Origin of the sequence: Nonomuraea sp. NPDC050556 (genome assembly GCF_044457355.1) — a bacterium.
In the GTDB taxonomy this organism is placed as follows: domain Bacteria; phylum Actinomycetota; class Actinomycetes; order Streptosporangiales; family Streptosporangiaceae; genus Nonomuraea.
The window spans coordinates 11,871-37,842 of sequence record NZ_JBITGU010000008.1; the positions used below are offsets into that span (position 1 = coordinate 11,871).

Consider the following 25,972-nt stretch of genomic DNA (forward strand, 5'->3'; position numbering starts at 1 on the left):
ACGGGCCCCTTCTGGCTGGTCCCGGCTACGATGGAGGCCCAGAGACACCACACCCGAGACCGGGAGGCATCAGGCCAGAAGGCCTGCCCATGTCCGAGCTAAACGAATCCCGCAGATCAGCCCCGCCATCCCGCACACAGGCGAAGGTGCTGATTCCGGACGAATACCCGATGGTCAGCCTCCTGGGCTCCCGTGACGAGCTCCTGCGCGTCATCGAGGGCGCCTTCCGCGCCGACATCCACGTCCGTGGCAATGAGATCACCATCACCGGCAGCCCCGAGGAGAGCAGCGCCGTCGTGCGCCTGTTCGAGGAGCTGGTCGAGATCGTGCGCGGCGGCGCAGAGCTGACGGCGGACGGCGTCGAGCGCAGCATCGCCATGCTCAAGATGACCTCCGACCGGCCCGCCGAGGTGCTGTCCCTCGACATCCTGTCCTCCCGCGGCCGCACCATCAGGCCCAAGACGGTCAACCAGAAGCGCTACGTCGACGCCATCGACAAGCACACGATCGTCTTCGGCATCGGCCCTGCCGGCACCGGCAAGACCTATCTCGCGATGGCGAAAGCCGTACGCGCGCTGATGGAGAAGAAGGTCAACCGGATCATCCTGACCCGGCCGGCCGTCGAGGCCGGTGAGCGGCTCGGCTTCCTGCCGGGCACGCTCTACGAGAAGATCGACCCCTACCTGCGCCCGCTGTACGACGCGCTGCACGACATGGTCGACCCCGACTCGATCCCCAAGCTCATGGCGGCGGGGACGATCGAGGTCGCGCCGCTGGCCTACATGCGCGGCCGTACGCTGAACGACGCGTTCATCATCCTCGACGAGGCGCAGAACTCCTCGGCCGAGCAGATGAAGATGTTCCTGACCCGGCTCGGCTTCAACTCCAAGATCGTGGTCACGGGTGACGTCACGCAGGTCGACCTGCCCTCGGGCACGACCAGCGGCCTGCGCGTGGTCCAGGACATCCTCGACGGCATCCCCGACATCCACTTCGCCCGGCTGACGAGCTCCGACGTGGTGCGGCACAAGCTGGTGAGCGACATCGTCGACGCCTACGGCCGCTACGACGCGCTCCAGGAGCCCAAGCCGATCAAGCAGCAGCAGCGGGGGAACCGCCGATGAGCATAGAGATCAACAACGAGTCCGGCGTGGAGGTCGACGAGGAGCGCCTCGTCGCCCTCGCCGGTCACGTCCTGGCGGGCATGGAGATCAACCCGCTCGCCGAGCTGTCGATCCTCGTGGTCGACGAGGACGCGATGGCGGAGATGCACGAGAAGTGGATGGGCGAGCCAGGTCCGACCGACGTGCTCGCCTTCCCGATGGACGAGCTGCGTCCCGGCGGCGGCGCGCGCGGCGACTCCGACGCGCCCGCCGACCCCGCGCTGCTCGGCGACGTCGTGCTCTGCCCGCCGGTGGCGGCCAGGCAGGCGGCCGAGGCGGGGCACAGCGCCCAGGACGAGCTGGAGCTGCTGTGCACGCACGGCATCCTGCACCTGCTCGGCTACGACCACGCGGAGCCCGAGGAGCACAAGGAGATGTTCGGGATCCAGGGGCAGCTGCTCGAGTCGTGGCGGGAGGTGCGCACCCCCCGGTGAACGGCTGGTTGCCTTCGGCCATCGCTCTCGTGGTGATCGGTGGCCTGATCGCCAGCGCGGAGACGGCGCTGACCCGCATCTCCCGGGTGCGCGCCGAGGAGTTCGTCCGCGAGGGGCGGCGCGGCGCCCTGCGGCTGCAGGCCATCGTCGCCGACCCGCCGCGCTACCTGAACCTGCTCCTGCTGCTCCGGCTGAGCTGCGAGCTGGTCGCCACGGTGATCGCCACGCTGCTCTTCATCGACCTGCTCGGCGACCAGGGCTGGGCCTACGCGGCTGCGGCCGCCGTGATGATCGTGGTCAGCTACGTGATCGTCGGGGTCTCGCCGCGCACGCTGGGCCGCCAGCACGCCGAGCCGATCGCGCTGGCCAGCGCGCCGCTCGTCTACGGGCTGACCCGGATCTTCGGGCCGCTGCCGAAGCTGCTCATCCTGCTCGGCAACGCGGTGACGCCGGGCAAGGGGTTCCGCGACGGGCCGTTCACCTCCGAGGCGGAGCTTCGCGACCTGGTCGACCTGGCCGAGGAGCGCCGGGTGATCGAGCCGGACGAGCGCGAGATGATCCACTCGGTGTTCGAGCTGGGCGACACGCTGGTGCGCGAGGTCATGGTGCCGCGCACGGACATGGTGTTCATCGACCGGGCCAAGACGCTGGACCAGGCCATGTCGCTGGCGCTGCGCAGCGGGTTCTCGCGCATTCCCGTGGTGGGGGAGAACGAGGACGACGTCATCGGGATCGCCTACCTCAAGGACGTCACCCGCAAGCTGCACGAGTCGCGGGAGAGCTCCGGCGAGGAGAAGATCGAGTCGATCATGCGTCCCGCCACGTACGTGCCGGAGAGCAAGCCGATCGACGAGCTCCTGCGGGAGATGCAGGCCAAGCAGACGCACCTGGCGATCGTCATCGACGAGTACGGCGGGACGGCCGGGCTGGTGACCATCGAGGACATCCTGGAGGAGATCGTCGGGGAGATCACCGACGAGTACGACCAGGAGGCGCCGCGGGTGGAGCCGCAGCCGGACGGGGCGATGCGGGTGACTGCGCGGATGCCTGTTTCCGAGCTGGGGGAGTTGTTCGACATCCTCCTCGAGGTGGACGACGTGGAGACGGTGGGCGGGCTGCTGGCGCACGCGCTGGGGCGGGTGCCCATCGCGGGGTCGGAGGCTGTGGTGTCGGGGTTGCAGCTGACGGCGGAGAGCTTGGCCGGGCGTCGCAACCGGATCGGGACGGTGCTGGTGCGGCGGGTGCCCGAGGAGGAACCGCCCGGGGATGGGTTGATTTCAGGGCAAGCCGATTACAAGTGATCTGCAAGTGGGGTGGATCAGTATTTGTCTCGACACCCAGTGCGGTGGGTGTCGAAAAGGGGTCATCCGGACACCGGGAGGGGTTCGCGGTGCGAGGACGACCCGGGGGGAGTGGGTGATCACCACCCACACAACGTAAGCGCGTCCCGGGCATCGGGGCGCGCTTTACGTTTTCTGGAAACCTCCTTGTTGGTGCGGACATCCGCCGCTTTCTTGGGGGTATGGCGGAGCCGAGGGACACCCGCCGCTTTCTTGGGGGTACGGCGGAGCCAGGGGACACCCGCCCCTTTCTTGGGGGTACGGCGGAGCCGGGGGACAGCCACCCGCCGACGTGCGTGACCGGCCTCTTTCATGGCACTCGGTCGGACGCATGGCCCGCCGTAACATCGCTGCGTCAGGCGCTTCCCGCTCTCTCCGCCATCACCCCGACGCGTTGCTCGCCGTGACATCGCACATCAAGGGCTTTTCATGCCCTGACATCTCACGCCAAAGGCTTTCCGCGCCCTGACGCCGCCCCCGCCCACGCGCCGCCGCCAAATGCTTTGCCCTGACGTCCTCGATGTGGGGTTGGGGTCTCGTGCCCTTGGGTCTCACATCTGCTTCCTGTGATGCATCCGAGGGTGTGCGTCCCGGAGGTCCCTCTGGGGTCTGTGCCCTATGGGTCCTCGGTGGGCTTGGGGCTGGGGCTGGGCTTGGTTGGGGGCTTGGGGTTGGGGTTGGGGTTGAGGGGCTTGAGGCTTGGGTTGAGGGGCTTGGGTTGGGGGTTTGGGGGGTTCTTCGCTTATGGGGTTGGGGGTTGTGGGGGGATCTCCGTACAAGGCGGGGTTTTGGGGATAGTTGGTGAGAGCGGTGGATTGCCTGGTTCGGGGGCGGGGCAGGAATGCGGTCGGCGTAGCGATCATCGGGGGAGATCATGACGCGCGTACTGCGGATCATCGGCCTGGCCGTCGCCTGCGGGCTGGCCGGTGCGAGCCTCACCGGCTGTGGCTCCGGCGCCGCCGGGCTGGCCGACACCGAGACGTCCCAGGAGATGACGCGCCTGCGCCAGATCCTGTACAAGGCGCCCGCCCTGCCCGACGGGTTCTCGGTGCGCCCGCGGGCCGCCTGGCGCCCGCCGTTCAAGGCCGCCGACCGGGACTGCCGCGCCGTCTTCGACACCGCCGGAGGCCGCGCGCCGACCAGGGCGCTCGTGGCGCAGGCAGCGGCCACCTTCCAGGGTGACGTGCTGGGCGAGGTGGCCGCCGTCGGGCTGGCCAGCTACTCCGGCGAGGAGGCCGAGTGGCATCTCAAGGACCTCGGCAAGTCGCTCGACGGATGCCCGGGGCTCGAGGCCGCCAAGGGGACGGAGTTCCGCGAGAGCGAGCTGCCCGTCGGCGAGCTGGGGGACGAGGCGGTCGGGGCGCAGTTCCGCGGTCGGCTGAACGGTTATCCGTACGCGCTCAATCTCGTCCTCGTCCGCCAGGGCGACACCATCATCTCGCTGGTCCACACCGGGCTCGCCAAGGTCGACGCCAAGCGCACGCAGAGCCTCGCCCGCGCCGTTGTCGGCATGGCTGACTAACCTTGGGTGGCGTGACACTCGATCCCGAAGACAGCAAGATCATCACCCTGGCCCGTTCCGCCAGGGCGCGCAACGGCTCGCTCGAAGGCGCAGCCGTACGTGACGAGACCGGCCGCACCTACGCGGCGACCAACGTCGCGCTGGAATCGCTGACGCTGTCGGCCGTCCAGGTGGCCGTGGCGATGGCGGTCGCCAGCGGCGCGCAGTCGCTGGAGGCAGCGGCGCTGGTCACGGCCGAGCAAGCGGCCAGCGCCGACGACCAGGCGGTGGTCAACGAGCTGGGCGCCAAGGCGCTGTTCGTGGCGGCCCCCGACGGCACCCTGCGGGGCTGACGTGGCGATGTCGCCCTTCCTCGCCGGGCTGCGTGCCAAGGTGGGCACCTCGCTGCTCATGCTGCCCGCCGTCACCGGGTGCGTGTTCGACGACCAGGGCAGGCTGCTGCTGGCCCATCACCTCGACACGGGCCTCTGGGCGGCGCCGGGCGGCGGCGTCGACCCGGACGAGCGGCCGCACGACTGCGTGGTCAGGGAGCTGCGCGAGGAGATCGGCATCGACATCGAGGTGCGCGGCCTGATCGGTGTGTACGGCGGGCCGGAGTTCCGCACGACTTATCCCAACGGTCACGAGTGCGCCTACGTCAACGCGGTGTACGGCTGCGCCCTTGTCGGCGGTGCCATCAGGCCCGACGGCGAGGAGATCGGCGCGGCCAGATTCGTCACCGAAGACGAGGCCGCAGCCCTGCCGTCCCCCGCCTGGGCGCCCGTTGTGCTGCCCGATGTCTTCGCCTGGTGGCGGGATACGAGAGAATTCATAGCGTGACCAGTAACCATCGCGCCGGATTCGCCTGTTTCGTGGGACGGCCCAACGTCGGTAAGTCCACGCTGATGAACGCCCTGGTCGGCACCAAGGTGGCGATCACGTCCTCCAAGCCGCAGACGACGAGGCGGGTGATCAGGGGCATCGTGCACCGCCCGGACGCCCAGTTGATCATCGTGGACACGCCGGGCCTGCACCGCCCGCGCACGCTGCTCGGCGAGCGTCTCGACAGCCTGGTGCTCTCCACGTTGACCGAGGTCGACGTGATCGGCTTCTGCGTTCCCGCCAACGAGCCGATCGGCAAGGGCGACCGGTTCATCGCCGACAAGCTGGGCGCGGTGAAGAAGACGCCGGTGATCGCGGTGGTCACCAAGTGCGACACGGCGTCCAAGGAGCAGATCGCGCAGCAGTTGCTGGCGTTGTCGCAGGTGGCGGAGTTCGCGGCGATCGTGCCTGTGTCGGCGAAGTCGGGGGAGCAGCTCGACGTGCTGGCCGACCTGCTGATCGAGCGGCTGCCCGAGTCGCCGCCGCTGTACGAGGGCGGGCAGCTCACGGACGAGCCCGAGCAGGTGCTGGTGGGGGAGCTGATCAGGGAGGCGGCGCTGGAGGGCGTGCGTGACGAGCTGCCGCACTCGATCGCGGTCGTGGTCGACGAGATGCTGCCCCGGGAGGGGCGTGACGACCTGCTGGACATCTACGCGCACATGTTCGTGGAACGGCCGTCGCAGAAGGCGATCGTGATCGGGCACAAGGGGGAACGGCTGCGCGACGTGGGGACGCGGGCGCGCAAGCAGATCGAGGCGCTGTTGGGGACTCGGGTGTATCTCGACCTGCGGATCAGCGTGGCCAAGGACTGGCAACGCGACCCGAAGCAGCTCCGGCGACTGGGCTTCTACGACTGATCGACCGGCTGGGCGGTGGGGGCGGCCGCGGTCAGGGCGGCGACGTCAAGGCGGCGGACGTCAAAGCGGCGGACGTCACGGCGGCGAGGTCAAAGCGGTGGACGTTAGGGCGGCGAGGTCAAAGCGGTGGACGTTAGGGCGGCGACGTCAGGGCTGCATGGCCCCAGGTGAGGCGTCGGCGGAGCTCCACGGCGTCGCGGGCGAGCGCGGACACGAGCGTGCCTGGACCGGCCAAGGGCAGGACGGCGACCCCGTCAGCCACGTGGGAGACCCGGGGATGGGTTTCCGCGGAGTAGGGACGGGTCCCGGCAGGCCCAGAGTGGGTTCCGCCGGGTTTCGCGGGCCTGGTGTGGGTTTCCGTGGCCTCTGGGTTGGTTTCTGCGGACCCGAGGTGGGTTCCACCGGGGTCGGGTTGCGCGGGCCCTGAGTGGGTTTCCGTGGACTCCGGGTCGGTTTTTGCGGACCTGGAGTGGGTTTTCGCGGGGCCGGGGTGGGGGCCTGCGAGGAGGAGTGTGCCTATGCAGGTGGCGGAGTTGTAGACGGCTGGTGAGGTGTTGAGTCTCGGGTCGCCTGTGGTGAGTTCCTGGCTCAGCAGGGGGTGGCCGTCCACTGTGGCGTCGAAGCGGGTGTGACAGGTGCCGGGGGCTTCGCCGTACCGGCCGAAGATGATTTCCTCGCGCCACCACACCTGCGCGGTTCCCTCCAGGGCCAGCCGTACCTCCATGCGGTGGGTGCATCCGGCGGCGAGCACGGTCGGCTCGGGGAGGAAGTGGAGTGTCGCGCCGTCGGCGACTCGGGCGGTCACGCGCATGAGTGACTCGCCGTCGCCGGGCAGGACGAGGGTGCTCGCCACGGACGCCACCTCCAGCGTGGTCCCTTCGGCGACGTCGAGGTCGAGCTCGAAGTGGTCGCCGCCCAGGGGGCCTGCGGCGGTGGAGATCAGGTGCACGGTGTGGGGGCCGGTCTGGCGCAGGGTGAGCGGCGGGGCGGACCGCAGCACCGGCAGCGCCGTACGACCGTTCACGAGCGCCGTCCTCACACCCGCCAACGCACGCATCCCCCGCCGCCCGGTAGGGGGTGCCGCCAAAAGGAACGGCTGCCCTGGAGAGGGGGGTTGCTGGTCTGACGGGAGAGCAGCCTGTCCCGGTGAGGGGGCCTGCCGGTCTGATGGGAGGGCGGGCTGGCTCGGAGAGAGGGCCTGTTGGGTGGGGTGGGTCATGGGGTGGGGTGGTCGTGGGCCCAGGAGGTGACGAGGCCGGAGACCCACTCCGAGACGGCGTGCGCGCCAGGCTCCTCCCTGATTGAGGTGAAAAGCACTGGCTTGCCGTCCCGCACCGCCTTGGCGTCGCGGGACATGACGGTCAGGTCCGCACCCACCATCGGCGCGAGGTCGGTCTTGTTCACCACCAGCAGGTCGGCCGAGGTGACGCCGGGACCGCCCTTGCGCGGGACCTTGTCGCCCCCCGACACGTCCAGCACGAAGATCTGCCGGTCCGCCAGTCCTCTGCTGAAGGTCGCCGTCAGGTTGTCGCCGCCGCTCTCCACGATCACCAGGTCCAGCGGCCAGAACCGCTCCTCCAGCGTCTCCACCGCGTCGAGGTTGGCGGCGATGTCGTCGCGGATCGCGGTGTGCGGGCAGCAGCCGGTCTCGACGGCGACGATGCGGTCCGGGGAGAGCACCCCGGCTTTGCGCAGGAAGTCGGCGTCCTCGGTGGTGTAGATGTCGTTGGTGACCACGCCGAGCCGCAACGTCTGGCCGAGGGTACGGCACAGCGCGGCGACGAGGGCGGTCTTCCCGCTGCCCACAGGGCCGCCGATGCCCAGGCGGAGCGCCCTGCCGTGGCCGTCCGGCGCGTGGTGGTGGTCGTCGTGATCGGCACCCATGGAACACCCCTCAGGAGATGAAAAGCCGGATTTCTGCCTTGGTGTGCTGTTCTGCCAGCAGGTCGAGCAGGGGCGCCGAGGCGGCGGACAGCCCCTCCTGCGCGGTTCTGGTCACCTGGTCCAGGTCGGGGGCGAGGGTGGCGAGGAGCCTGTGCACCTCTACGGGGTCGAGGCCGAGCAGGCGGACCGCCGCGGTGGCCGGGCCCGTGACGGAGTGGTAGGCGGCCGCGAGGGCGGCGTCCTCGGGGGACAGTCCCGCCGCGTGCGCCACCGCGCCCAGGACGATCGGGTGGTGAGGGCTCTGGGGCATCGTGTCGAGCACGGGGGACGGCCACAGCCGCCGGGCCACGCGCAGCAGCAGCCTGCCCTGGGTCCGTGACGCCTCCCGCTGGGCGGGCGACGGCGTGCGGGCGTCGAGCTCGGCGTCGAGTGACGTCCACGCGTCGCAGGAAGGCGCCGCTCCCGGAGACGGGCGGCCGCAGGGAGCCGAAGCAGAGCAGGCGGCTGCGGCGAACGAGGCGGCGACGAGGCCGCTGGTGTGCAGGCGGCCGGTGAGGAAACGGGCCAGCGTCTCGAGGGAGTCAATGCCCCCCGAGACGATGGCCCGCTCGACGCCCCCCGAGTGGGCATGACCTCCAGCCGGGAGACGCGAGTCGGTGAGCAGCAGCAACGCCGGGTTCATCAGAACAGGAAGTATCGCTGGGTGAGGGGCAGGGAGACCGCAGGAGCCGGCTCGACGAGCGTCCCGTCGATGCGGACCGAGAACGTGTCCGGCGCCACCTCGATCCGCGGCATCGCGTCGTTGAGCGGCATCGACGCCTTCCCCCGCCGCCGCACGTCGGCCACGGGAACCAGGCGCCGCCGTACGGCCAGCCGTTCCGACAGCCCGGACTCCACCGCCTGCGGCGACACGAAGTGCACCGACGTGGCCGCCGCCGTCACCGGGGAGGCGCCGAACATCGGCCGCGGCATCACCGGCTGCGGCGTCGGGATGGACGCGTTGGCGTCGCCCATCTGCGCCCACGCCACCACCCCGCCCTTGAGCACGAGGGTGGGCTTGACCGCGAAGAACGCCGGATCCCAGAGCACGAGGTCGGCGAGCTTGCCGACCTCAACCGACCCGACCTCGGCCTCCAGCCCGTGGGCGATGGCCGGGCAGATGGTGTATTTGGCGACGTAGCGCCGCGCACGCAGGTTGTCGGAGAGGCCGCCGAGGCGGTTCTTCATGACGTGCGCGGTCTGCCAGGTCCTGATGATGGTCTCGCCGATGCGGCCCATGGCCTGGGAGTCCGAGCCGATCATCGAGATGGCGCCCATGTCGTGCAGGATGTCCTCGGCCGCCATGGTCGACGGCCTGATGCGCGACTCGGCGAACGCCAGGTCCTCGGGGATCGACGGGTTGAGGTGGTGGCAGACCATGAGCATGTCGAGGTGCTCGTCGAGGGTGTTGACGGTGTGCGGGCGGGTGGGGTTCGTCGATGAAGGCAGGATATTTCCGTAGGAAGCTACGCGGATGATGTCCGGCGCGTGCCCGCCCCCGGCCCCTTCGGTGTGGTACGCGTGGATCATGCGGTCGCCGATCGCGGACAGGGTCGACTCGACGAACCCGGCCTCGTTCAGCGTGTCGGTGTGGATGGTGACCTGCACGCCGGACGCGTCGGCCACCCGCAGGCAGGCGTCGATCGCGGCGGGCGTGGTGCCCCAGTCCTCGTGCAGCTTGAACCCCGACGCGCCCGCGACGAGCTGCTCGCGCAGCCCCTCAACAGACACCGTGTTGCCCTTGCCGAGCAGCGCGAAGTTCAGCGGGTAGGCGTCGAGCGACTCCAGCATGCGCCCCAGGTACCAGGTCCCGGTGACGGTGGTCGCCTTGGTGCCCTCGACCGGCCCGGTGCCGCCGCCCACGATCGTGGTGACGCCCGACCCGATGGCCTCGTCGAGGATCTGCGGGCAGATGAGGTGCACGTGCGAGTCGACGGCCCCGGCGGTGAGGATCTTGCCGTTGCCCGCGAGGATCTCGGTGGACGGGCCGATCACGATGTCGACGTGGGACATCGTGTCCGGGTTCCCGGCCTTGCCGATGGCCTGGATGCGGCCGTCCCTGACCGCGACGTCGGCTTTCACGACGCCCCAGTGGTCGAGGATCACCGCCCCGGTGATCACCAGGTCGGGCGCTCCCTCGAACCGGGTGAGCAGCCCCTGGCCCATGGACTCGCGGATCACCTTGCCGCCGCCGAACACCGCCTCGTCGCCCGCCCCGGCCGGTCCCATGGCGAGGTCCTCGGTGACCTCGATGAACAGGTCGGTGTCCGCGAGCCTGATCCGGTCGCCGGTGGTCGGGCCGTAGAGGGCCGCGTAGCGTGCGCGGGAGATCTCAGTCAAGGCGCAGTCCAGGGACGACGCGGGCCCCGCCCAGCGGCACGAGCGTCACGTCCCGCTCGACGCCCGGCTCGAACCTGACCGCCGTGCCCGCGGGCACGTCGAGCCGCATGCCGCGGGCCGCCTCCCTGTCGAACTCCAGCCCCGGGTTGGCGGCGGCGAAGTGGTAGTGCGACCCGACCTGAACGGGCCGGTCCGCGGTGTTGACGACCCTGAGGGTCACCCGCTCCCGCCCGGGGTTCAGCGGGATCGGCACCTCGTGGAGGAGGAACTCGCCCGGGATCACGGGATCGGCCTGTGTACGGTGACCAGCTTCGTGCCGTCTGGGAAGGTGGCCTCGATCTGCACCGACTCCAGCATCTCCGGCACGCCTTCCATGACGTCGGCGCGGTCCAGCACCCCGCGCCCCGCCTGCATGAGGTCGGCCACCGTACGCCCGTCCCTGGCCCCCTCCATGAGGAAGGACGCGATGATCGCGGTCGCCTCGGGATGGTTGAGCCGCAGCCCCCTGGCCCGGCGGTCGCGCGCGACCCCGGCGGCGACGTGGATGAGCAGCCGCTCCTGCTCGTGTGGGGTAAGCCGCATGACCGGACCCTAGAGATCGGCCGTTACCCCGGTGTTGCACGACCATGTCGGGTCGGTTTCCAAAGACTACACAAGCGTGTAGTGTCTTACACGTGCGTATAGCTAACGATCCCGACGACCTCACCGCCCGCGCCAGGATCCGCGACGCGGCGATGCAGCACTTCGGCGCTGAGGGGTTCGAGCGGGCCACCATCCGCGGCATAGCGGAGACGGCCGGGGTCTCCTCCGGCCTGGTGCGCCACCACTTCGGCTCCAAGCAGGACCTGCGCGAGGCCTGCGACGCCTACCTGGTCAAGCTCGTCCGCGGCCTCAACGCCGAGGTCAGGGACAACCCGCGCGCCACCGACGTCAACTACGTCGCCAAGTCCAGGGCCGCGATGGGCCCCTACCAGCACTACCTGGCCAGGGCGCTCGCCGAGGGCGCCGCCACCCCGCTGTTCGACGAGCTCGTCGCGCTGAGCGAGCAGTGGATCGCCGAGGCGGACAAGGGCCGCGCCGACCCGCCGGACGTCTCGGCCAAGGTCAGGGCGACCATCAGCTCGGCCATGTCGTTGTCCATCGTCGTGCTGCACCAGCAGATCTCCCGCAGCCTCGGCCTCGACATCCTCAGCCCGGAGGGCGACGAGCTGCTGGGCCGCGCCCTGATCGACATCTACTCCCACCAGCTGATGAGCGCGGAGGACGCGGCAGCCGCCAGATCCGCGCTCGACAAGGAGTACCGCCATGAATGACGCCATCCAGGCGACCGGCTTGGTCAAGTCGTTCGGCCACGCCAAGGCGCTCGACGGATTAGACCTCACCGTGCGCGAGGGCGAGGTGCACGGCTTCCTCGGACCCAACGGCGCGGGCAAGAGCACCACGATCCGCATCCTGCTCGGCCTCGTCCGCAAGGACGGCGGCACGGCCAGGCTGCTCGGCGGCGACCCGTGGAAGGACGCCAAGGAGCTGCACCGCCGCCTGGCCTACGTGCCGGGCGACGTCACCCTCTGGCCTGGCCTGACCGGCGGCGAGGCGATCGACCTGCTCGGACGGCTGCGCGGCGGCCTCGACCCGCGGCGGCGAAAGGACCTGGTCGAGAGGTTCGCCCTCGACCCGCGCAAGAAGGGCCGCACCTACTCCAAGGGCAACAGGCAGAAGGTGGCGCTGATCGCCGCGCTCGCCTCGGACGCCGAGCTGCTCATCCTGGACGAGCCGACCTCGGGCCTCGACCCGCTCATGGAGGAGGTGTTCCGCCAGGTCATCGTCGAGGAGCAGCGCACGGTCCTGCTGTCCAGCCACATCCTGGGCGAGGTCGAGTCGCTGTGCGACCGGGTGACGATCATCCGCGACGGGCGCACGGTCGAGTCGGGCACGCTGGCCGAGCTGCGCCACCTGACGCGCACGTCGATCGAGGCCGAGGTGGACGGCTCGCCGTACCGGCTGAAGGACCTCGCGGGCGTGCACGACCTGGACATCAGGGACGGGCGGGTGCGGTTCGACGTGGACGGCGGTGCGCTGGCCGCCGCGCTGGGCGAGCTGAACGCGGCCGGGGTGCGCAGCCTGACCAGCCGCCCGCCCACGCTGGAAGAGCTGTTCCTGCGTCACTACGAGGTGGCCCGATGATCAGGCTGATCCTGCGGCGCGACCGCGCGCTGCTGCCGCTGTGGATCCTGTTCCCCGCCGTGGTGCCCGTGGCGTTCGTCGCCGCGTTCACCAAGGGCTTCCCGACGCAGGCGCTGCTCGACGAGTACGCGCAGACGAGCGTGCACAACACCGCCTTCACCGTGACGTACGGCGCGCTGAACGGCTCCAGCCTCGGCGAGCTGGTCACCTGGCGCGCCGGGTTCCTCCCGGTCATGGTCGGACTGATCACCCTGCTCACCGTGATCAGGCACACCCGCACCGAGGAGGAGGCGGGCAGGAGCGAGCTGGTCGGCGCGACCCCGGTCTCCCGTCACGCCGAGCTCACCGCCGCCCTCGTCGTCACGTGCACGGCGAGCCTGGTGCTGGGCGCGCTGTCGGCGCTCTTCCTGATCGGCCAGGGCCTCGGCGCCACGGGCTCGTTCGCCTACGGCGCGGGGGTCACGGCCGCGGGCTGCGTCTTCGCCGGGGTCGGCGCGGTCGTCGCGCAGCTCACCTCGGGCGCGGGCGGCGCGCGCGGCGTGGGGATCGTCGTGCTGGGCGTCGCCTTCCTGCTCCGCGGCATGGGCGACGTCGCGGCCCCCGCGGTGGCGTGGTTCTCGCCGTTCGGCTGGTCGAGCGCGCTGCGGCCGTTCTCGGGCGAGCGCTGGTGGGTGCTGCTGCTCCCCGCGGCCGCCGTCGCCGCGCTCGTCTGGCTGGCCGTCGCCCTGTCCGAGCGCCGCGACCTCGGCGACGGACTCTTCCACGAACGGCCTGGCCCGGCCACGGCGGCTCCCGGCCTGCGCAGCCCGCTGGCGCTGGCCTGGCGGCTGCACCGGGGCGCGCTGGCGAGCAGGGCGGCCGGGTTCGCCGTGGTCGGCTTCGGGCTCGGCGCGATAGCGGACAGCATCGGCGACCTGATGAACCACAGCACCCCGGCGGCGCGGGCGGCGCTGGCCAGGATCGGCGGCCCGGGAACCGTCGTCGACCAGTACTTCGTCGGCATGATGACGATGTTCGGCGTCACCGCAGCCGGGCTGGCCATCCACTCGGCGCTCCGGCTGCGCGCGGAGGAGAACGACGGCCGTGCTGAACCGGTCCTGGCCACGCCCACCGACCGGGCCACGTGGGCCTGGAGCCACCTGCTGTTCGCCCTTCTCGGCCCTGTCGTGTGGCTGGCGTTGTTCGGCGCGGCGGCGGGGTTCGCGCACGGGCAGACGCTGCGCGTCCTGGGCGCCGCCCTGGTGCAGGTGCCCGCCGCGTGGTTGTTCGTCGGGCTGGCGTTCGCCCTGTTCGGGCTGCTGCCCAGGCTGGCCGCTTGGTCGTTCGCCGCGTTGTTCGTGAGCCTGTTCTTCGGCTGGATCGCCGGGGAGCTGCAGCTCAGCCAGTGGGTGCTCGGCCTGTCCGCGTTCTCGCACGTGCCGCAGCTGCCCGGCGGGCCGATGTCGGCGACCCCGCTCGTGGTGCTCACCGCTCTCGCCGCCCTGCTCGTCGCGGCAGGTCTGTACGGCCTGCGCAGGCGCGACCTACCGGCGTAGCCGTACCAGCGACAGCACCGAGAAGACGGTCACGGCCAGTGCGGCGGCCAGGGCGGCGAACCAGCCCGGCCGCAGCACCGGCTCGATCGACAGCACCTTGCCCAGGTCGAGGGAGAACCGGTCGCCAGGACTGCTGACGAAGACGATCAGCATCGCCAGCGCGGCCAGCCCGGGAACCACGGCCAGCCCGGCGAGCCAGCGCCTGCCCATCGCGCCCGCCACGCCGAGCACGGCCGCGACCAGCCCGGCGACCAGCGCGGTCACCCCGGCGGAGTCGTCCACGCCGCGCATGTCCCGCGCCACGCTCCCGCCCAGCAGGTCGCTGCTCGCCTGCAGCCCGGCCCACGGCAGGATCGCGGCGACCACGAGCAGCGCCCCGCACGCGGCGACGGCGAGCGGATACCCACGTCCAGCGGCCATGCCACCCACTTTAGGCGCTGAAGGTCGTCAGGACAGCAGCGTGGTCGGACGGCCAGTCGTTGTCCTCGTGGCCGGGGATCGGCCGGGGTTCGCCGGTGACGACCACCTCGGACGACCGCACCCGCAGATCGCCCCTGAACAGCACGTAGTCGATGCGGTCCTGCGGCTCGGGGGCGCCCGCGTGCTCGTCGTAGCCGTAGCCGCCGGTGAAGACCGGCGAGATCGGCGACCAGGTGATCCCGGGCGCGCCGGCCGGGTCGGGGTGGGCGACGCGGAAGGAGTCGAGCAGCCCGGCCCGCTCGGCCAGCACCGACGTCGGCCAGTCGACGTCGGGCCAGTCGAGGTGGGAGGGCGCGTTGAAGTCGCCGGTCAGCACCAAGGGCGCCGGATCGTCGCCCATCGCGGCCAGCAGCTCGGTCATCTGGCCGGTCCTGCCGGACTCCGCCTCCCTGGCCATGATCTCCTCGTGCGGCAGCCGCCCGAAGCGCGCCTCGTAAGGGCCGTAGGGGGTGTAGCCGAGGTGGGCGTTCCACACCGACAGCTCGTGGGTGTTGTCGAACCTGACCCTGGCGTGCACCCAGCGCTCCGACTCGCTCGCCGCGACGATCGGGTGGCGGCTGATGATCCCGGCGGTGCCGCCCTGCACGTGGTGCCAGCCCAGCGCCTCGGCCAGCTCCCTGGCCGCAGACCCGGCCGTCTCCTGCAGGCCGACCACGTCCACGTCGGCTTCGAGCAGCACCTTGAGCTGCTTGCGCCGCGCGTCGCGCACCTGGGTGCCGCCGAGCCACAGGTTCCAGCTCATCACCCGCGGCTCGGGCACCAGCGCGCCACCCGGCGGGCGCACCCGAACCTTGACCGTGGCCGTCGCGTCCCCCGCCCGTACGGTGACCGTCGTCGTCCTGGCCGAGGCCGACGCGGGCGGCGTGCCGGTCACCGTGCCGTCGGCCGCGACGCTCAGCCACCCCGGCCCCTCGACCTTGGTGAAGCGACCGGAGGCCAGTCCCTTGAGCGTCGCCGTGTAGGGGCTCCTGGCGCGGGCGTTGGTCAGGAAGAACTGGTCAGCCGGAAATGTCACATCGTTCACCTTAGGTCAGGGCGAGGGCGGCGGCCTTGCCCTGGGCGTCGCCGAGCGCGTCGAACGTCTTCAGCGCCTCGGCGGCCAGCTCGCGGGCCCGTCCTGGAGACCCCTCAGCCACGTTCACCCCGGCCAGCGCGAGCAGGGCGCGCGCGTCGAGCAGCCGGTCGCCCAGCCGTACGGCGATGCCCCTGGCCTGCTCGGCGCTGCGCCTGGCACCGGCGACCGCGCTCTCCGCCAGCGCCGCGGAGGCCGACTCGGCGCTCTGCGCCAGCCGTACCGAGGCCAGCTCGAACAGCGCGTCGGCCTGCCGGTGCCGGTCGCCGAGCGACGCCTGGGTGCGCGCCGCCTCCTCCAGCCGCTCCGCGGCCTCGTCGAGCCGACCGGCTCGGTGCAGGACGGTCCCCAGCGCGTGCAGCGTCTCCGCGGTGTCCCTGGCGTTCTCGGCGGCGGCCAGGCACTTGGTGAGCGTGCGCTCGGCCTCCTCCAGCCTGCCCTGCTCCACCTGCACCTGACCCAGCCTGCGCCGGGTGTGCGCCAGGTCGCGGGTGGCGTTCTCGCGCAGGAACATGGCCACGGCCAGCCTGAGCCGGTCGTGCGCGCGCTCCCAGTCCCGCTCCGCGCGGTGCAGGTCGCCCTCGTCGCGCAGGATCAGCGCCTCGGCCCGGGTGTTGCCGAGCGCGCGGGCCGACCGCAGGGCCGCCTCCAGCGCCTGGCGCCAGTCGTCGAGGAAGCGGTGGCGCTCCAGGAAGGGGGTCAGCAGGTGCGCCAGCCGCCAGCACTCGTCGTGCAGCGCCGCCTCGTGCAGGTCGGTGACGAGGCTGACCAGGAACGAGCGTTCCGCCAGCAGCCACTCGACCGACTCCCTGATGTCCCTGGTGGCGAACGCGGTGGCCGGGTCGCCGGACACCAGCGAGAACCGCGAGGCCTGCACGCGCGCCATCACCAGGGCGACCAGGTCGGCCAGCGCCACCGGCACGGCCTGCTCGCCGAGCTGCTCGCGGGCGAACAGCCTGGTCAGCCCGTGCAGGCGGTAACGCACCTGGCCCGCGACGTCCACCACGTGCGTCTCCAGCAGCCCGGCCTCGACCAGCGCCTCCGCCTGGCCGCCGAAGCGGGCGGCCACCCAGTCGGCGACGTCGGGCGCGGACAGCGCGCCCAGCAGGCGCAGGGTGTTGCGCGCCGCCTCGGGCAGGCTCTCGTAGCCGATGGTGAACACGCTGCGCACGGTCTGGTCGCCCGCGTGCAGCCTGTCGAGGCGGCCGTGCTCGTCCTCCAGCAGGCCGACCAGGTAGTCGACGGTCCACTCCCGCCGCGCGGCCAGCCGGGACCCGGCGATGCGCAGGGCGATCGGCAGCCCGCCGCAGATCTCGATAAGTCGTGAAAAATCGCCTAGAGGTCCGGCGATCGCCGTCAGCAGGGACAAGGACTCGTCGGCCGACAGCAGGCCGACGGGCACCCGCGCCCCCGCCAGCCCGCTCAGCGTCGAGCGGCTGGTGATGACCGTCGGGCAGGCCGTGAGCAGCGGCCTGACCTGCGCCTCGTCCGAGGCGTTGTCGAGCAGCACCAGCAGCTTCCTGTTGGCCGCGTAGGTGCGGAACAACCGCTCGCGCTGGTCGAGCGTGACCGGGATGGCCTGGGCCGGGCAGCCGAGCCAGCGCAGGAAGTCCTCCAGCACGGCCGCCGGGCTCGCGGTCTCGCGCAGGTCGGCGTAGAGCATCCCGTCGGGGAACCGGTCGCGGTGCTTCCAGGCGGCGTGCACGGCCAGCGCCGACTTGCCGACCCCGGCAGGGCCGTGCACCACGACCTGGTCGCCGAGCACCTGGTCGACCAGGTCGGCGCGGCCGGTGAAGTCGGCAGGGTCGCGCGGCAGCAGCATCGGGGGACCGGCGGAGACGTGCAGGGAGACGTCGTCGTGCAGCATGCGGTGGTAGAGCAGTTGCAGCTCGGGGTCGGGCTCGATGGCGTGCCCGTCGTCGAGCTCGTCGCGTAGGGAGGAGTAGGCGCCCAGCGCCTCCACCCGGCGCCCGCTGCGGTAGAGGGCCAGCATGTAGTGGCCGCGGAAACGCTGCCAGGTGGGCTGCTCGGCGACCAGCCTGCGCAGCTCGGACAGCACCTCGCGGTGCCTGCCCGCGTCCAGGTCGAGGCCGATGCGCCGGTCGAGGGCCAGCAGGCGCAGCTCCTCCAGTTCCTCGCGCAGTTGCGCGGTCTCCACCCAGCGCGTGCCGTCCGGGTCCACGTCCTCCAGCGCCGGGCCGCGCCACAGGGCCAGGGCCTCCTTGTAGGAGCCCTCCTCGACCAGCCGCCTGAACCGGTCGGCGTCGAGCTGGTCGGGGCCGATGGCCAGGGTGTAGGTGCCGGACACCGTGGTGATCACGTCTTTGCCGACGAGCTGCCTGAGCTGGCCGATGTAGCCGCGCACGAGGGAGTCTGAACGGTCGCCGTCCTCGCGCGGCCACAGCAGCCCGCGCAGCCGTCCCACGGTCAGGGGACGGCGGGCGTTGAGGATGAACATCGCCAGCAGGTCGCGGTGCTTGGGCGCCGTCGGGGTCCGGTCTTCGGACCCGTCACGGACCTCAAGGCCACCCATGATGCGAAAGTCCATGATTCGTTAGAATCCCACACCTGATGGCTCCTCTCACCCCCACGGACCCACAACGTTTGGGCCGATATCGGCTTGCGGCCCGGCTCGGCGCGGGCGGGCAGGGCGTCGTCTACGAGGCGTACGGCGAGGCCGGCGAGCGCGTCGCGATCAAGGTGCCGCGCCTCGACGACACCGCCGCCCTCGCCAGGGAGGCGGCAGCGGCGCAACGGGTCGCCTCGTTCTGCACCGCGCGCGTGCTCGAGGTCGACCTCGACGTGCCGTACATCGTCAGCGAGTACGTGCCAGGTCCGAACCTGCGGCAGGTGGGGCCGTTCGACCCCGACGGGTTACGCCGCCTGGCCATCGGGGTGGCCACCGCGCTGACCGCGATCCACCAGGCCGGGGTGGTGCACAGGGACCTGAAGCCGGACAACATCATCGTCGGCCCCGACGGCCCCCGGGTGATCGACTTCGGGGTCGCCCGCGAGGCCGGTCCGACCACCACCTCACCCGCGATGGGCACGCCCAACTACATGGCGCCCGAGGTCTGGGCGGGACGCGGCGCCACCCCCGCGGCGGACGTGTGGGCGTGGGGGCTGGTGGTCCTCTTCGCCGCCAGTGGGAGCGACGCCGTCGAGGCGCAGAACCCCCTGAGCGCCCTCGACTTCGTCCCCGACGTCTCCGGCCTGCCGGAACCGCTCCAGGGCCTGGTCGAGAGCGCGCTGTCCCGCGACCCAGACGACCGCCCCACGGCCAAGGACCTGCTCCTGGGCCTGATCGGCGACAGCGAGGACCCGCTCGCCGACGGCGGGACGGAAGCCGCTCCGCTGACCGGCGAGGCGGACCCCGACCTGGGCACGATCGCCGAGGAACTCTTCCACGAGCTGTCGGAGAGCGAGCGGACCGCGGCGCCCGAGGTGTTCCTGCGCCTGCTCGCCGCCGACGAGACGGTCAGGCAGGTGCCGCGAGCCGAAGTGGCAGGCGCCGAGGAGATCCTGAAGCTGTACGGCGCTGCCGGCCTGATCACCGAGACCGACGCCGCGTACACGCTGGCCAAGCCCGGTCTCGTGCACGCCTGGCCCAGGATGCGGCAGTGGGTGGCCGACAACCGCGACGGCCTGCCCATCCACCGGCGGCTCACCGAGGCGGCCATGGTCTGGGACGGCCACGGGCGCAAGGCGGGCGACCTGCTGCACGGCTCGGTCCTGGACACCACGCTGCGCTGGGCGGCCACCGAGCGCCGCGACATCACCCTGATGAGCCTGGAGAAGGAGTTCCTCGACTCAGCCGCCCGGATGACCAGGCGCAGCAACCGCAGGCGCGGCGCGCTCACCGTGGTGCTGGCCGTCCTGCTGGTGGTGGCGCTCGGCGCGACCGGGCTGGCCGAGTACCGGCGCACCACCGTCGACCGCCAGCGCGACGACGCCCTGGCCGTCTCGCTCGCCCAGCGCGCCGCCGGGCTGCGCGAGCTCGACCCCAAGCTGGCCATGCTGCTCAGCGTGGCCGCCCGGCGGCTCGCCCCAGAGCAGCGGGAACCGCGCGCCGCGCTCAACGACGCCCGCGCCCAGCGCTACACCGACACCTTCACCGACCCCTTCGCCAGCCCGGACGCCGTCTACGCGACCAGCGCCGACGGGCGCCTGCTCGCCGCCGTCGTGGACGGCAAGGCCCGCGTCTGGGACGTGCGCACGCACGCGCTGCTCGCGACGATCTCCCGCGTCGGCAGGAAGGTGGTCAACGCCGCGCTCACCGCGGACGGGCGCACGCTGGCGCTGCAGGACGGCAAGGGCGTCAGGCTCTGGGACGTCGCCACCGGCGTGGCAGCGGGCGACAGGTTCGCGATCGGCGCGGACGGCACGGGCGCCGGGTACTTCTCGTTCGACCCGAGCGGGCGGGCGCTGAGCGTCCAGGGGATGCTCAACGCCGGCCTGTGGGACGTGACCAGCAGGAAGGCGCTCCGCACGCCGTCCGGGAGCCGCCTCGACGTGGTGAACGCCGACAGGACCTTCGGCCTCGTCACCTCACCTGGCGTCGCGCAGGGCCCGCGCAAGGCGGAACTGTGGGACCTACGCCGGGGCAAACGCGTGAAAACGCCCTGGATGCCGCGCATGGAACGCATCAGCGACGCCGCCTTCAGCGCGGACGGCCGACTCCTCGCCTACACCGAGCGGCTGGGCGAGGGCGAGTACCGTGCCGTCGTGCGCGACCTGTCCGGGCGGGTCGTCAGGCAGTCGCCGGGAACCGCGGAGTTCAGCCAGGCGCTCGCCTTCGCCTTCGGCGACGCGTTCATCGCGCACTGGGATCTCGCCGGGCAGCTGGTGGTGCGGCGGATCAGGGACGGGTGGCTCGCGGCGGAGACGCGGCTGCCCGGCGAGATCGTCGACGTGCGCTTCGACGCGGCCGACCGGGTGGCCCGCCTGCAGATGTACGGCGGTGTCCGAACGCTGGACCTTTCCGCGGCCTTCGACCGGCCCGTGGTCGAGGGCGTGGCGTCAGGCGTGCCCGACCTGATCGCGGTGGGAGGCGACGGGGCGCTGGTCGAGACGGCGCCCCCCAAGGAGCTGGGCTCCGTCGCGGTGGCGCCGGGCGGCCGGGTCGTGGCCAACTACCACAACGGCGTGCTGCGCTTCTGGGACGTCGTCGCCGCCCGCCTGATCGGTGCGCCCCTCACGGTCGGCGCGCTGGAATGGAACAGCTATGGCATGACCTTCAGCCCGGACGGCAGGCGCTTCGCCTTCGGCACGCACGGCGTCGTCAAGGTGTTCGACGCCTCCACCGGCGGCGTGGTCAAGACCATCGACACGGGCAAGGACCAGGGCATAGACGCGCTCGCCTTCAGCCCGGACGGCACCAGGCTCGCCGTCGCCCCCAGCCTGCCCTCGGGGGAGTCCGGCCCGGTGGAGCTGCACGACCTGCGGTCGGGTGCCGTGGTGAGGAGCGCGGTCGCGGGCGACGAGCCGCTCGTCTTCCGCCCCGACGGGCAGGTGCTGATCTCCGGTGGCGTCAACGGCCTGATCGACGTGGCCACCGGCGCCACGCTGCCGCGCCCGGCCCGTTCCAGCATGCTGCCCGGCCCGCTCGCCTTCAGCCCGGACGGCAGGCTGCTCGCCGTCGGCGGTCCGGACCGCATCTCGCTGTGGTCTCCCGACCTCGCCAACCGCCTCGACGACTTCCCCACGACCAACGACGGACAGTCGGCGGCGCTGGCCTGGTCGCCAGACGGGCGCACGCTGGCCTCCTACGGGAACGGCGATCGCGTCCGGCTGTGGGACGTCGCGACCAGGGAGTCCCTCGGCACCGTGGCGGACGGGCTGGCACAGGTAGGGGAGCGGTACGTCGACCTGGCCTTCTCCGCCGACGGCAGGAGCGTGGTCGTGGCGGCGCTGGAGGGCCTCGTCCGCACCTATCCCGTCGACGGCGACCGTACGGAGGCGGCGGTGTGCGCGCGGGCGGGCAGGACGCTCACCCGGCAGGAATGGGACCGCTACCTGCCCGGCGTCGAACGCTTCCCGGTCTGTGTAACGTGAGGAAATGACCCTCTCCCGCCGCGCACTCCTCGCGTCAGCAGCGCTGCTGGCCGCGGGGTGCTCGGCGCAGGAGCCAGGAGGGACGTTGCGGCTGGCCACCGGGTCGGCCGGCGGGCCGTACGAGGTGCTGGGCCACCGGTTCGCCGCCGAGCTGCGGCGCGCCGGGTTCACCGTGAAGGTGCTGGCGACGGCCGCGAGCGTGCAGAACCTGGCGATGCTGGCCGAAGGGCGGGCCGAAGCGGGGTTCGCGCTGGCCGACAGCGCGGACGACGCGGTCAGGGTGCGCGGGCTGCCGGTCTCGGCGCTGGCCAGGATGTACATGAACTACGTGCACCTGGTCGTGCCAGCAGACTCGCCGATCATGCGGCCGGAGGCGCTCAAGGGCAGGACGGTCTCCATCGGCGCGGACGGCTCGGGCACCGCGGTCACCGCGCAGCGCGTCCTGGCCGCGCTGCCGGTCTGGCCGGGCGTGGTCAAGCTGGGGCTGGACGAGTCACTCAAGGCGCTCGACTCGCGGACCATCGACGCGTTCTTCTGGTCGGGCGGCGTGCCCACCCCAGCGCTCGCCGCCAGGGGCGGGCTCCGGCTGGTGCCGCTCGGCGACCTGGTGACCGGGCTGCGCCGCGCGCACGGACCGGTCTACGAGCAGGCCACCGTCCCGGCCGGCGTGTACGGCGGAGCCGCGCCCGTGCCCACCGTCGGCACGCCCAGCTACCTGGTCTGCCGCACCGCCCTCACCGACGACGTCGCCTTCGCGATCACCGAGACGCTGTTCGCCAGCCGCGACCGCCTCGAAGCCCCCGACGCGCCGGGCGGCAGGCTCGACAAGCGCTACGCCATCGGCACCGGCGTCGTCCCCCTCCACCCGGGCGCCGCCCGCTACTACAGGTCCGTCTACGGCTGAGCCAGCTCCACCACGAGCCCCCGGGGACGGGCCGCATGCAGCGCCAGCGACCACCCGCACGAGCGGGCCAGCTCGGCCGCGATCGCCAGCCCGAGCCCGCTGCCCGGCACGTTCGCGTGCGCGCCCGACCGCCAGAACCGGCCCAGCGCCTCGGCCCGCTCCTCGTCCGTCAGTCCAGGCCCGTCGTCGGCCACCCGCAGCACCCCGTCGGCCAGCGTGACCGCCACGCTCCCGCCCTCGGGCACGAACTTCTGCGCGTTGTCCAGCGCGATGTCGGCGATCCTGGCCACCGCGTCCGGCACGGCGGCGGCCGCGGGAACGGCGATCTCCAGCGCCACCCCCTTGGCCGCGTACACCTCGCGCCACGCCGACAACCTCGGCTCCAGCGCGACCTCCTCGGTCCTGGCCGGGGCGCCCGCCTCCACCCTGGCCAGCGCCAGCAGGTCCTCCACCAGCAGCGCCAGCCGGTCGACCTCGGCCAGCGCCTCCGCGTACTCGGCCGTGCCCGCCGCGCTCAGGTGCGGTTCGAGGTTCTCCAGCCGCAGCGACAGCACGGTCAGCGGGGTGCGCAGCTCGTGCGAGGCGTCGGCGACGAAGGCCCGCTGCCGGTCCATCGCCACGGAGACGGCGTCGGCCATGAGGTTGAACCGCTCCTCCAGCCTGCGCAGCTCAGAAGGCCCGCCGCCGGGCGCGGCGCGCGCGTCCAGGTGGCCCTCGGCGATCGCCTGGGTGGTGCGGTCGAGCTCGGTGACCGGGCGCAGGATCCAGGTGGCCAGCCGCCTGGCGGCCAGCACCGAGTAGCCGAGCGCCACCAGCGCGCCCAGCGCCAGGCCGCCCCACACGAGCGCGACGTCCGTGGTGGCCTGCGCGGTCGGCGCCTGCAGCAGCACCACGCCGGACAGCTGCGCGTCGCGCCCCGCAGGTTCGGCGACCAGCACGGTGGACGGGCCGAACGCGGTGATCGTCGGCAGGTCCTCCGTGGTGCGTCCCGACAGCGCGAGCCGTACCGCGTCGTGGTCGTCTGCGGTCATCGTGCCCGCCTGGGCCAGGACGCGGCCGTCCCTGTCCCTGATCCGTACGGCGGCGCCGTACAGCTCGGCGTAGCGGATGATCTCCGCGCTCAGCGCAGAGACGTCGCCCTCGCGCGCCGCCTGGTCGGCGAGCTCGGCGAAGCGGGTCGCGTCGGCCCGGCGGTCGAGGAGCAGCCGGTTGGTTCTGTGGGTGGCGAAGGCGGCGCCCAGCGGCACGGCCAGCGCCGCGATCATGAGCACGATCAGCGTGGTGAAGGTGACGACGAGCCGTGCGTTCACTCGGCGGACCCCAGCCGGTAGCCGGTGCCCCTGAGCGTCTGGACCAGGCCGGGGCGGCCCGTCTTGGCGCGCAGCCCCGCCACGTGCACGTCGAGCGAGCGGGACGCGGACAGCAGCGGGTCGCCCCACACCTCGTCGAGGATCTCCTCGCGGCTGCGCACCACGCCCGGCTGCCTGGCCAGCAGCGCCAGCACGTCGAACTCACGCTTGGTCAGCGGCACCGCGACGCCGCCGACCGTCACCTGGCGGCGCGACAGGTCGATGCGCACGTCGCCCACCGCCACCACGTGGTCCTGGACCGGCATCGGCCTGGTGCCGCGGCGCAGGACCGCCTCCATGCGGGCCATCAGCTCCGCCGTACGGAACGGTTTGACCAGGTAGTCGTCGGCCCCGGAACGCAGCCCGCGGAGCACCTCGCGCTCCTCGGTGCGCGCCGTGACCACGATCAGCGGCACGGCCGAGACCCGGCGCAGGCGGCGCAGCACCTCCAGGCCGTCCATGTCGGGCAGGCCCAGGTCGAGCAGCACGAAGTCGACGCCCCCAGCCAGGCGGAGGGCGTCGACCGCGAGCGCGGCACGGGTCACCTGATGACCGTGCCTGCCCAGCGCCGTGGTGAGCGCCGCGGCCAGCCGGTCGTCGTCTTCGACCAGGAGAACCCGCATGCCGTCAGGTTAGACGCGCACGGGGACCGGCTCGGCCGCCTGCTCCGACTGCGTCAGCGCGGCGTCGCGGGTCTCCCGCATGGTGAAGTACACGACGAGCGACACGGCAGCACAGGCCGAGACGTACCAGTAGAAGCCCGACTCGATGCCGCTGTCCTTGAACCACAGCGCCACGTACTCGGCCGTCCCGCCGAAGAGAGCGTTGGCGATCGCGTACGGCAGAGCCACCCCGAGCGCCCGCACGTGCGTCGGGAACAGCTCGGCCTTCACCACCGCGTTGATCGAGGTGTAGCCGGTGATGATGATCAGCCCGAGGAGGGAGAGAGCGAATGCCCCTGCGAATCCGCTCACTCCCGAGAGCGCCGTCATCAGCGGCACCGTGCCCAGCATCGAGCCGAACCCGAAGGTGATCAGCAGCGGCCGTCGCCCGATCCGGTCGGACAGCGCTCCGGCCAGCGGCTGCAGCAGCATGAACACGAACAACGCGCAGAAGCTGACCAGCGAGGCGGTCGACTTGGGGAGGTTCGCGGTGTTCACCAGGTACTTGGTGAGGTAGGTGGTGTAGGTGTAGTAGGCGACCGTGCCGCCCATGGTCAGCGCGATGACCAGCACGAACTCCTTCTTGTGCCGGAGCAGCGCCTTGATCGTCCCGCGGTCCTTCTTCTTGTCCTCGTCGTACGCCTCGGTCTCCATGAGGCTGCGGCGCAAGTAGAACACCACGGCCGCGGCCAGCGCGCCGACGATGAACGGGATGCGCCAGCCGTACGACTTGAGTGCCTCGTCCGACATGGTGTTCTGCAGGATGATCTGCAGGCCCAGGCCGACGAGCTGGCCGGCGGTCATCGAGACGTACTGGAAGCTGGAGGCGAAGCCGCGCCTGCCCTGCGGGGTCGCCTCGGTGAGGTAGGTGGCGCTGGCCGCGTACTCGCCGCCGACCGACAGGCCCTGCAGCAGGCGGGCGACCAGCAGCACCACGGCGCCGAAGTAGCCGACCGACTCGTAGGTGGGGGCGACGGCGATCAGCAGCGCGCTGACCGACATCAGCGTGACGGTCAGCGTCAGCGCCGCCTTGCGCCCCTTGCGGTCGGCGTAGCGGCCGAGCAGCCAGCCGCCGACCGGGCGCATGAAGAAGCCGACCGCGAAGATCCCGGCCGTGTTGAGCAGCTTGGCCGTCGCGTTGCCCTCGGGGAAGAACGAGGCGGCGAAGTAGATGGCGAAGCTGCTGTAGACGAACCAGTCGTACCACTCGACCAGATTGCCGATGGAACCGCCGACAACCGCCTTCCACGGGGTGCGCGGCGCTGCGTGAGTCGTCACGTTGAACAACCTCC

Annotated in this window: 24 protein-coding genes; 12 read left to right on the forward strand and 12 right to left on the reverse strand. The window is 71.8% G+C overall.

Annotation, left to right across the window (positions count from 1 at the left end; genetic code table 11):
• The first annotated feature begins 89 nt into the window (after positions 1-89).
• The 7 genes from ACIBG8_RS52240 (at position 90) to era (ending at position 6,177) form a co-directional block, all read left to right on the forward strand.
• Positions 90-1,124, forward strand: coding sequence for a PhoH family protein (locus ACIBG8_RS52240; RefSeq protein ID WP_397350889.1), 1,035 nt, complete (start codon positions 90-92; stop codon positions 1,122-1,124).
• On the forward strand, positions 1,121-1,597 hold the full coding sequence (gene ybeY / locus ACIBG8_RS52245) for an rRNA maturation RNase YbeY (RefSeq protein ID WP_397350890.1): 477 nt from the start codon (positions 1,121-1,123) through the stop codon (positions 1,595-1,597). The genes ACIBG8_RS52240 and ybeY overlap by 4 nt, the downstream gene beginning before the upstream one ends.
• Positions 1,594-2,898: a hemolysin family protein gene (locus ACIBG8_RS52250; protein WP_397350891.1), complete on the forward strand. Its 1,305-nt coding sequence runs from the start codon at positions 1,594-1,596 to the stop codon at positions 2,896-2,898. Before ybeY ends, ACIBG8_RS52250 begins: the two co-directional genes overlap by 4 nt.
• Positions 2,899-3,811: 913 nt before the next feature.
• Entirely contained in the window at positions 3,812-4,459 is a 648-nt protein-coding gene (locus tag ACIBG8_RS52255) for a hypothetical protein (RefSeq protein WP_397350892.1), read from the forward strand.
• Between the two features lie 11 nt (positions 4,460-4,470).
• Entirely contained in the window at positions 4,471-4,791 is a 321-nt protein-coding gene (locus ACIBG8_RS52260) for a cytidine deaminase (RefSeq protein ID WP_397350893.1), read from the forward strand.
• A 7-nt stretch (positions 4,792-4,798) separates the two neighbouring features.
• Positions 4,799-5,278 carry an NUDIX domain-containing protein gene (locus tag ACIBG8_RS52265; RefSeq protein WP_397350894.1) on the forward strand — a complete coding sequence of 160 codons (480 nt, stop codon included), beginning with the start codon at positions 4,799-4,801 and terminating at the stop codon, positions 5,276-5,278.
• The gene (gene era / locus ACIBG8_RS52270; RefSeq protein ID WP_397350895.1) at positions 5,275-6,177 is read left to right on the forward strand and encodes a GTPase Era; all 903 of its coding nucleotides are present in this window, start codon (positions 5,275-5,277) and stop codon (positions 6,175-6,177) included. The genes ACIBG8_RS52265 and era overlap by 4 nt, the downstream gene beginning before the upstream one ends.
• Positions 6,178-6,310: 133 nt before the next feature.
• On the opposite strand, the gene ACIBG8_RS52275 is transcribed toward era, so the two are convergent.
• The 6 genes from ACIBG8_RS52275 to ACIBG8_RS52300 all read right to left on the reverse strand — a co-directional run bounded on the left by ACIBG8_RS52275 (position 6,311) and on the right by ACIBG8_RS52300 (position 11,022).
• Positions 6,311-7,201 (reverse strand): urease accessory protein UreD, encoded by an 891-nt coding sequence (locus ACIBG8_RS52275; protein ID WP_397350896.1) that lies wholly within the window; start codon positions 7,199-7,201, stop codon positions 6,311-6,313.
• Between the two features lie 191 nt (positions 7,202-7,392).
• Complete coding sequence (gene ureG / locus ACIBG8_RS52280) at positions 7,393-8,061, reverse strand: urease accessory protein UreG (RefSeq protein WP_397350897.1); 669 nt, start codon at positions 8,059-8,061, stop codon at positions 7,393-7,395.
• 10 nt (positions 8,062-8,071) lie between these two features.
• On the reverse strand, positions 8,072-8,743 hold the full coding sequence (locus ACIBG8_RS52285; protein ID WP_397350898.1) for an urease accessory protein UreF: 672 nt from the start codon (positions 8,741-8,743) through the stop codon (positions 8,072-8,074).
• Positions 8,743-10,440, reverse strand: a complete 1,698-nt coding sequence (locus ACIBG8_RS52290; protein WP_397350899.1) for an urease subunit alpha — start codon at positions 10,438-10,440, stop codon at positions 8,743-8,745. Before ACIBG8_RS52290 ends, ACIBG8_RS52285 begins: the two co-directional genes overlap by 1 nt.
• Complete coding sequence (locus ACIBG8_RS52295; RefSeq protein ID WP_397350900.1) at positions 10,433-10,723, reverse strand: urease subunit beta; 291 nt, start codon at positions 10,721-10,723, stop codon at positions 10,433-10,435. The genes ACIBG8_RS52290 and ACIBG8_RS52295 overlap by 8 nt, the downstream gene beginning before the upstream one ends.
• The gene (locus tag ACIBG8_RS52300; protein ID WP_397350901.1) at positions 10,720-11,022 is read right to left on the reverse strand and encodes an urease subunit gamma; all 303 of its coding nucleotides are present in this window, start codon (positions 11,020-11,022) and stop codon (positions 10,720-10,722) included. Before ACIBG8_RS52300 ends, ACIBG8_RS52295 begins: the two co-directional genes overlap by 4 nt.
• A gap of 92 nt (positions 11,023-11,114) precedes the next feature.
• Here ACIBG8_RS52300 and ACIBG8_RS52305 point away from each other — a divergent pair, with 92 nt between their 5' ends.
• The 3 genes from ACIBG8_RS52305 to ACIBG8_RS52315 are packed head-to-tail and all read left to right on the forward strand — an operon-like array spanning position 11,115 to position 14,159.
• Positions 11,115-11,753 (forward strand): TetR/AcrR family transcriptional regulator, encoded by a 639-nt coding sequence (locus tag ACIBG8_RS52305; RefSeq protein ID WP_397350902.1) that lies wholly within the window; start codon positions 11,115-11,117, stop codon positions 11,751-11,753.
• Complete coding sequence (locus tag ACIBG8_RS52310; RefSeq protein ID WP_397350903.1) at positions 11,746-12,624, forward strand: ATP-binding cassette domain-containing protein; 879 nt, start codon at positions 11,746-11,748, stop codon at positions 12,622-12,624. Before ACIBG8_RS52305 ends, ACIBG8_RS52310 begins: the two co-directional genes overlap by 8 nt.
• Complete coding sequence (locus ACIBG8_RS52315; protein WP_397350904.1) at positions 12,621-14,159, forward strand: ABC transporter permease; 1,539 nt, start codon at positions 12,621-12,623, stop codon at positions 14,157-14,159. The genes ACIBG8_RS52310 and ACIBG8_RS52315 overlap by 4 nt, the downstream gene beginning before the upstream one ends.
• Here the strand turns inward: ACIBG8_RS52315 and ACIBG8_RS52320 are convergent.
• Genes ACIBG8_RS52320 through ACIBG8_RS52330 form a run of 3 tightly spaced genes read right to left on the reverse strand, consistent with a single transcriptional unit; the run spans position 14,148 to position 18,259 of the window.
• A complete protein-coding gene (locus ACIBG8_RS52320) occupies positions 14,148-14,579 on the reverse strand; it encodes a hypothetical protein (protein WP_397350905.1) in 432 nt (143 codons plus the stop codon). The two genes, ACIBG8_RS52315 and ACIBG8_RS52320, sit on opposite strands and share 12 nt — an antisense overlap.
• A gap of 10 nt (positions 14,580-14,589) precedes the next feature.
• Complete coding sequence (locus tag ACIBG8_RS52325) at positions 14,590-15,654, reverse strand: endonuclease/exonuclease/phosphatase family protein (protein WP_397350906.1); 1,065 nt, start codon at positions 15,652-15,654, stop codon at positions 14,590-14,592.
• A gap of 10 nt (positions 15,655-15,664) precedes the next feature.
• A complete protein-coding gene (locus ACIBG8_RS52330) occupies positions 15,665-18,259 on the reverse strand; it encodes a BTAD domain-containing putative transcriptional regulator (RefSeq protein WP_397350907.1) in 2,595 nt (864 codons plus the stop codon).
• A 56-nt stretch (positions 18,260-18,315) separates the two neighbouring features.
• Between ACIBG8_RS52330 and ACIBG8_RS52335 the strand changes: the two genes are divergently transcribed.
• On the forward strand, positions 18,316-21,765 hold the full coding sequence (locus tag ACIBG8_RS52335) for a serine/threonine-protein kinase (protein ID WP_397350908.1): 3,450 nt from the start codon (positions 18,316-18,318) through the stop codon (positions 21,763-21,765).
• 4 nt (positions 21,766-21,769) lie between these two features.
• Complete coding sequence (locus ACIBG8_RS52340; RefSeq protein ID WP_397350910.1) at positions 21,770-22,669, forward strand: TAXI family TRAP transporter solute-binding subunit; 900 nt, start codon at positions 21,770-21,772, stop codon at positions 22,667-22,669.
• Here the strand turns inward: ACIBG8_RS52340 and ACIBG8_RS52345 are convergent.
• From ACIBG8_RS52345 to ACIBG8_RS52355, 3 genes are read right to left on the reverse strand one after another with little or no spacing between them, the layout of a single operon-like run.
• Complete coding sequence (locus ACIBG8_RS52345) at positions 22,660-23,979, reverse strand: ATP-binding protein (protein WP_397350911.1); 1,320 nt, start codon at positions 23,977-23,979, stop codon at positions 22,660-22,662. The two genes, ACIBG8_RS52340 and ACIBG8_RS52345, sit on opposite strands and share 10 nt — an antisense overlap.
• A complete protein-coding gene (locus tag ACIBG8_RS52350; protein ID WP_397350913.1) occupies positions 23,976-24,641 on the reverse strand; it encodes a response regulator transcription factor in 666 nt (221 codons plus the stop codon). Before ACIBG8_RS52350 ends, ACIBG8_RS52345 begins: the two co-directional genes overlap by 4 nt.
• A gap of 9 nt (positions 24,642-24,650) precedes the next feature.
• Positions 24,651-25,958 (reverse strand): MFS transporter, encoded by a 1,308-nt coding sequence (locus ACIBG8_RS52355; protein ID WP_397350914.1) that lies wholly within the window; start codon positions 25,956-25,958, stop codon positions 24,651-24,653.
• Positions 25,959-25,972: the final 14 nt, after the last annotated feature.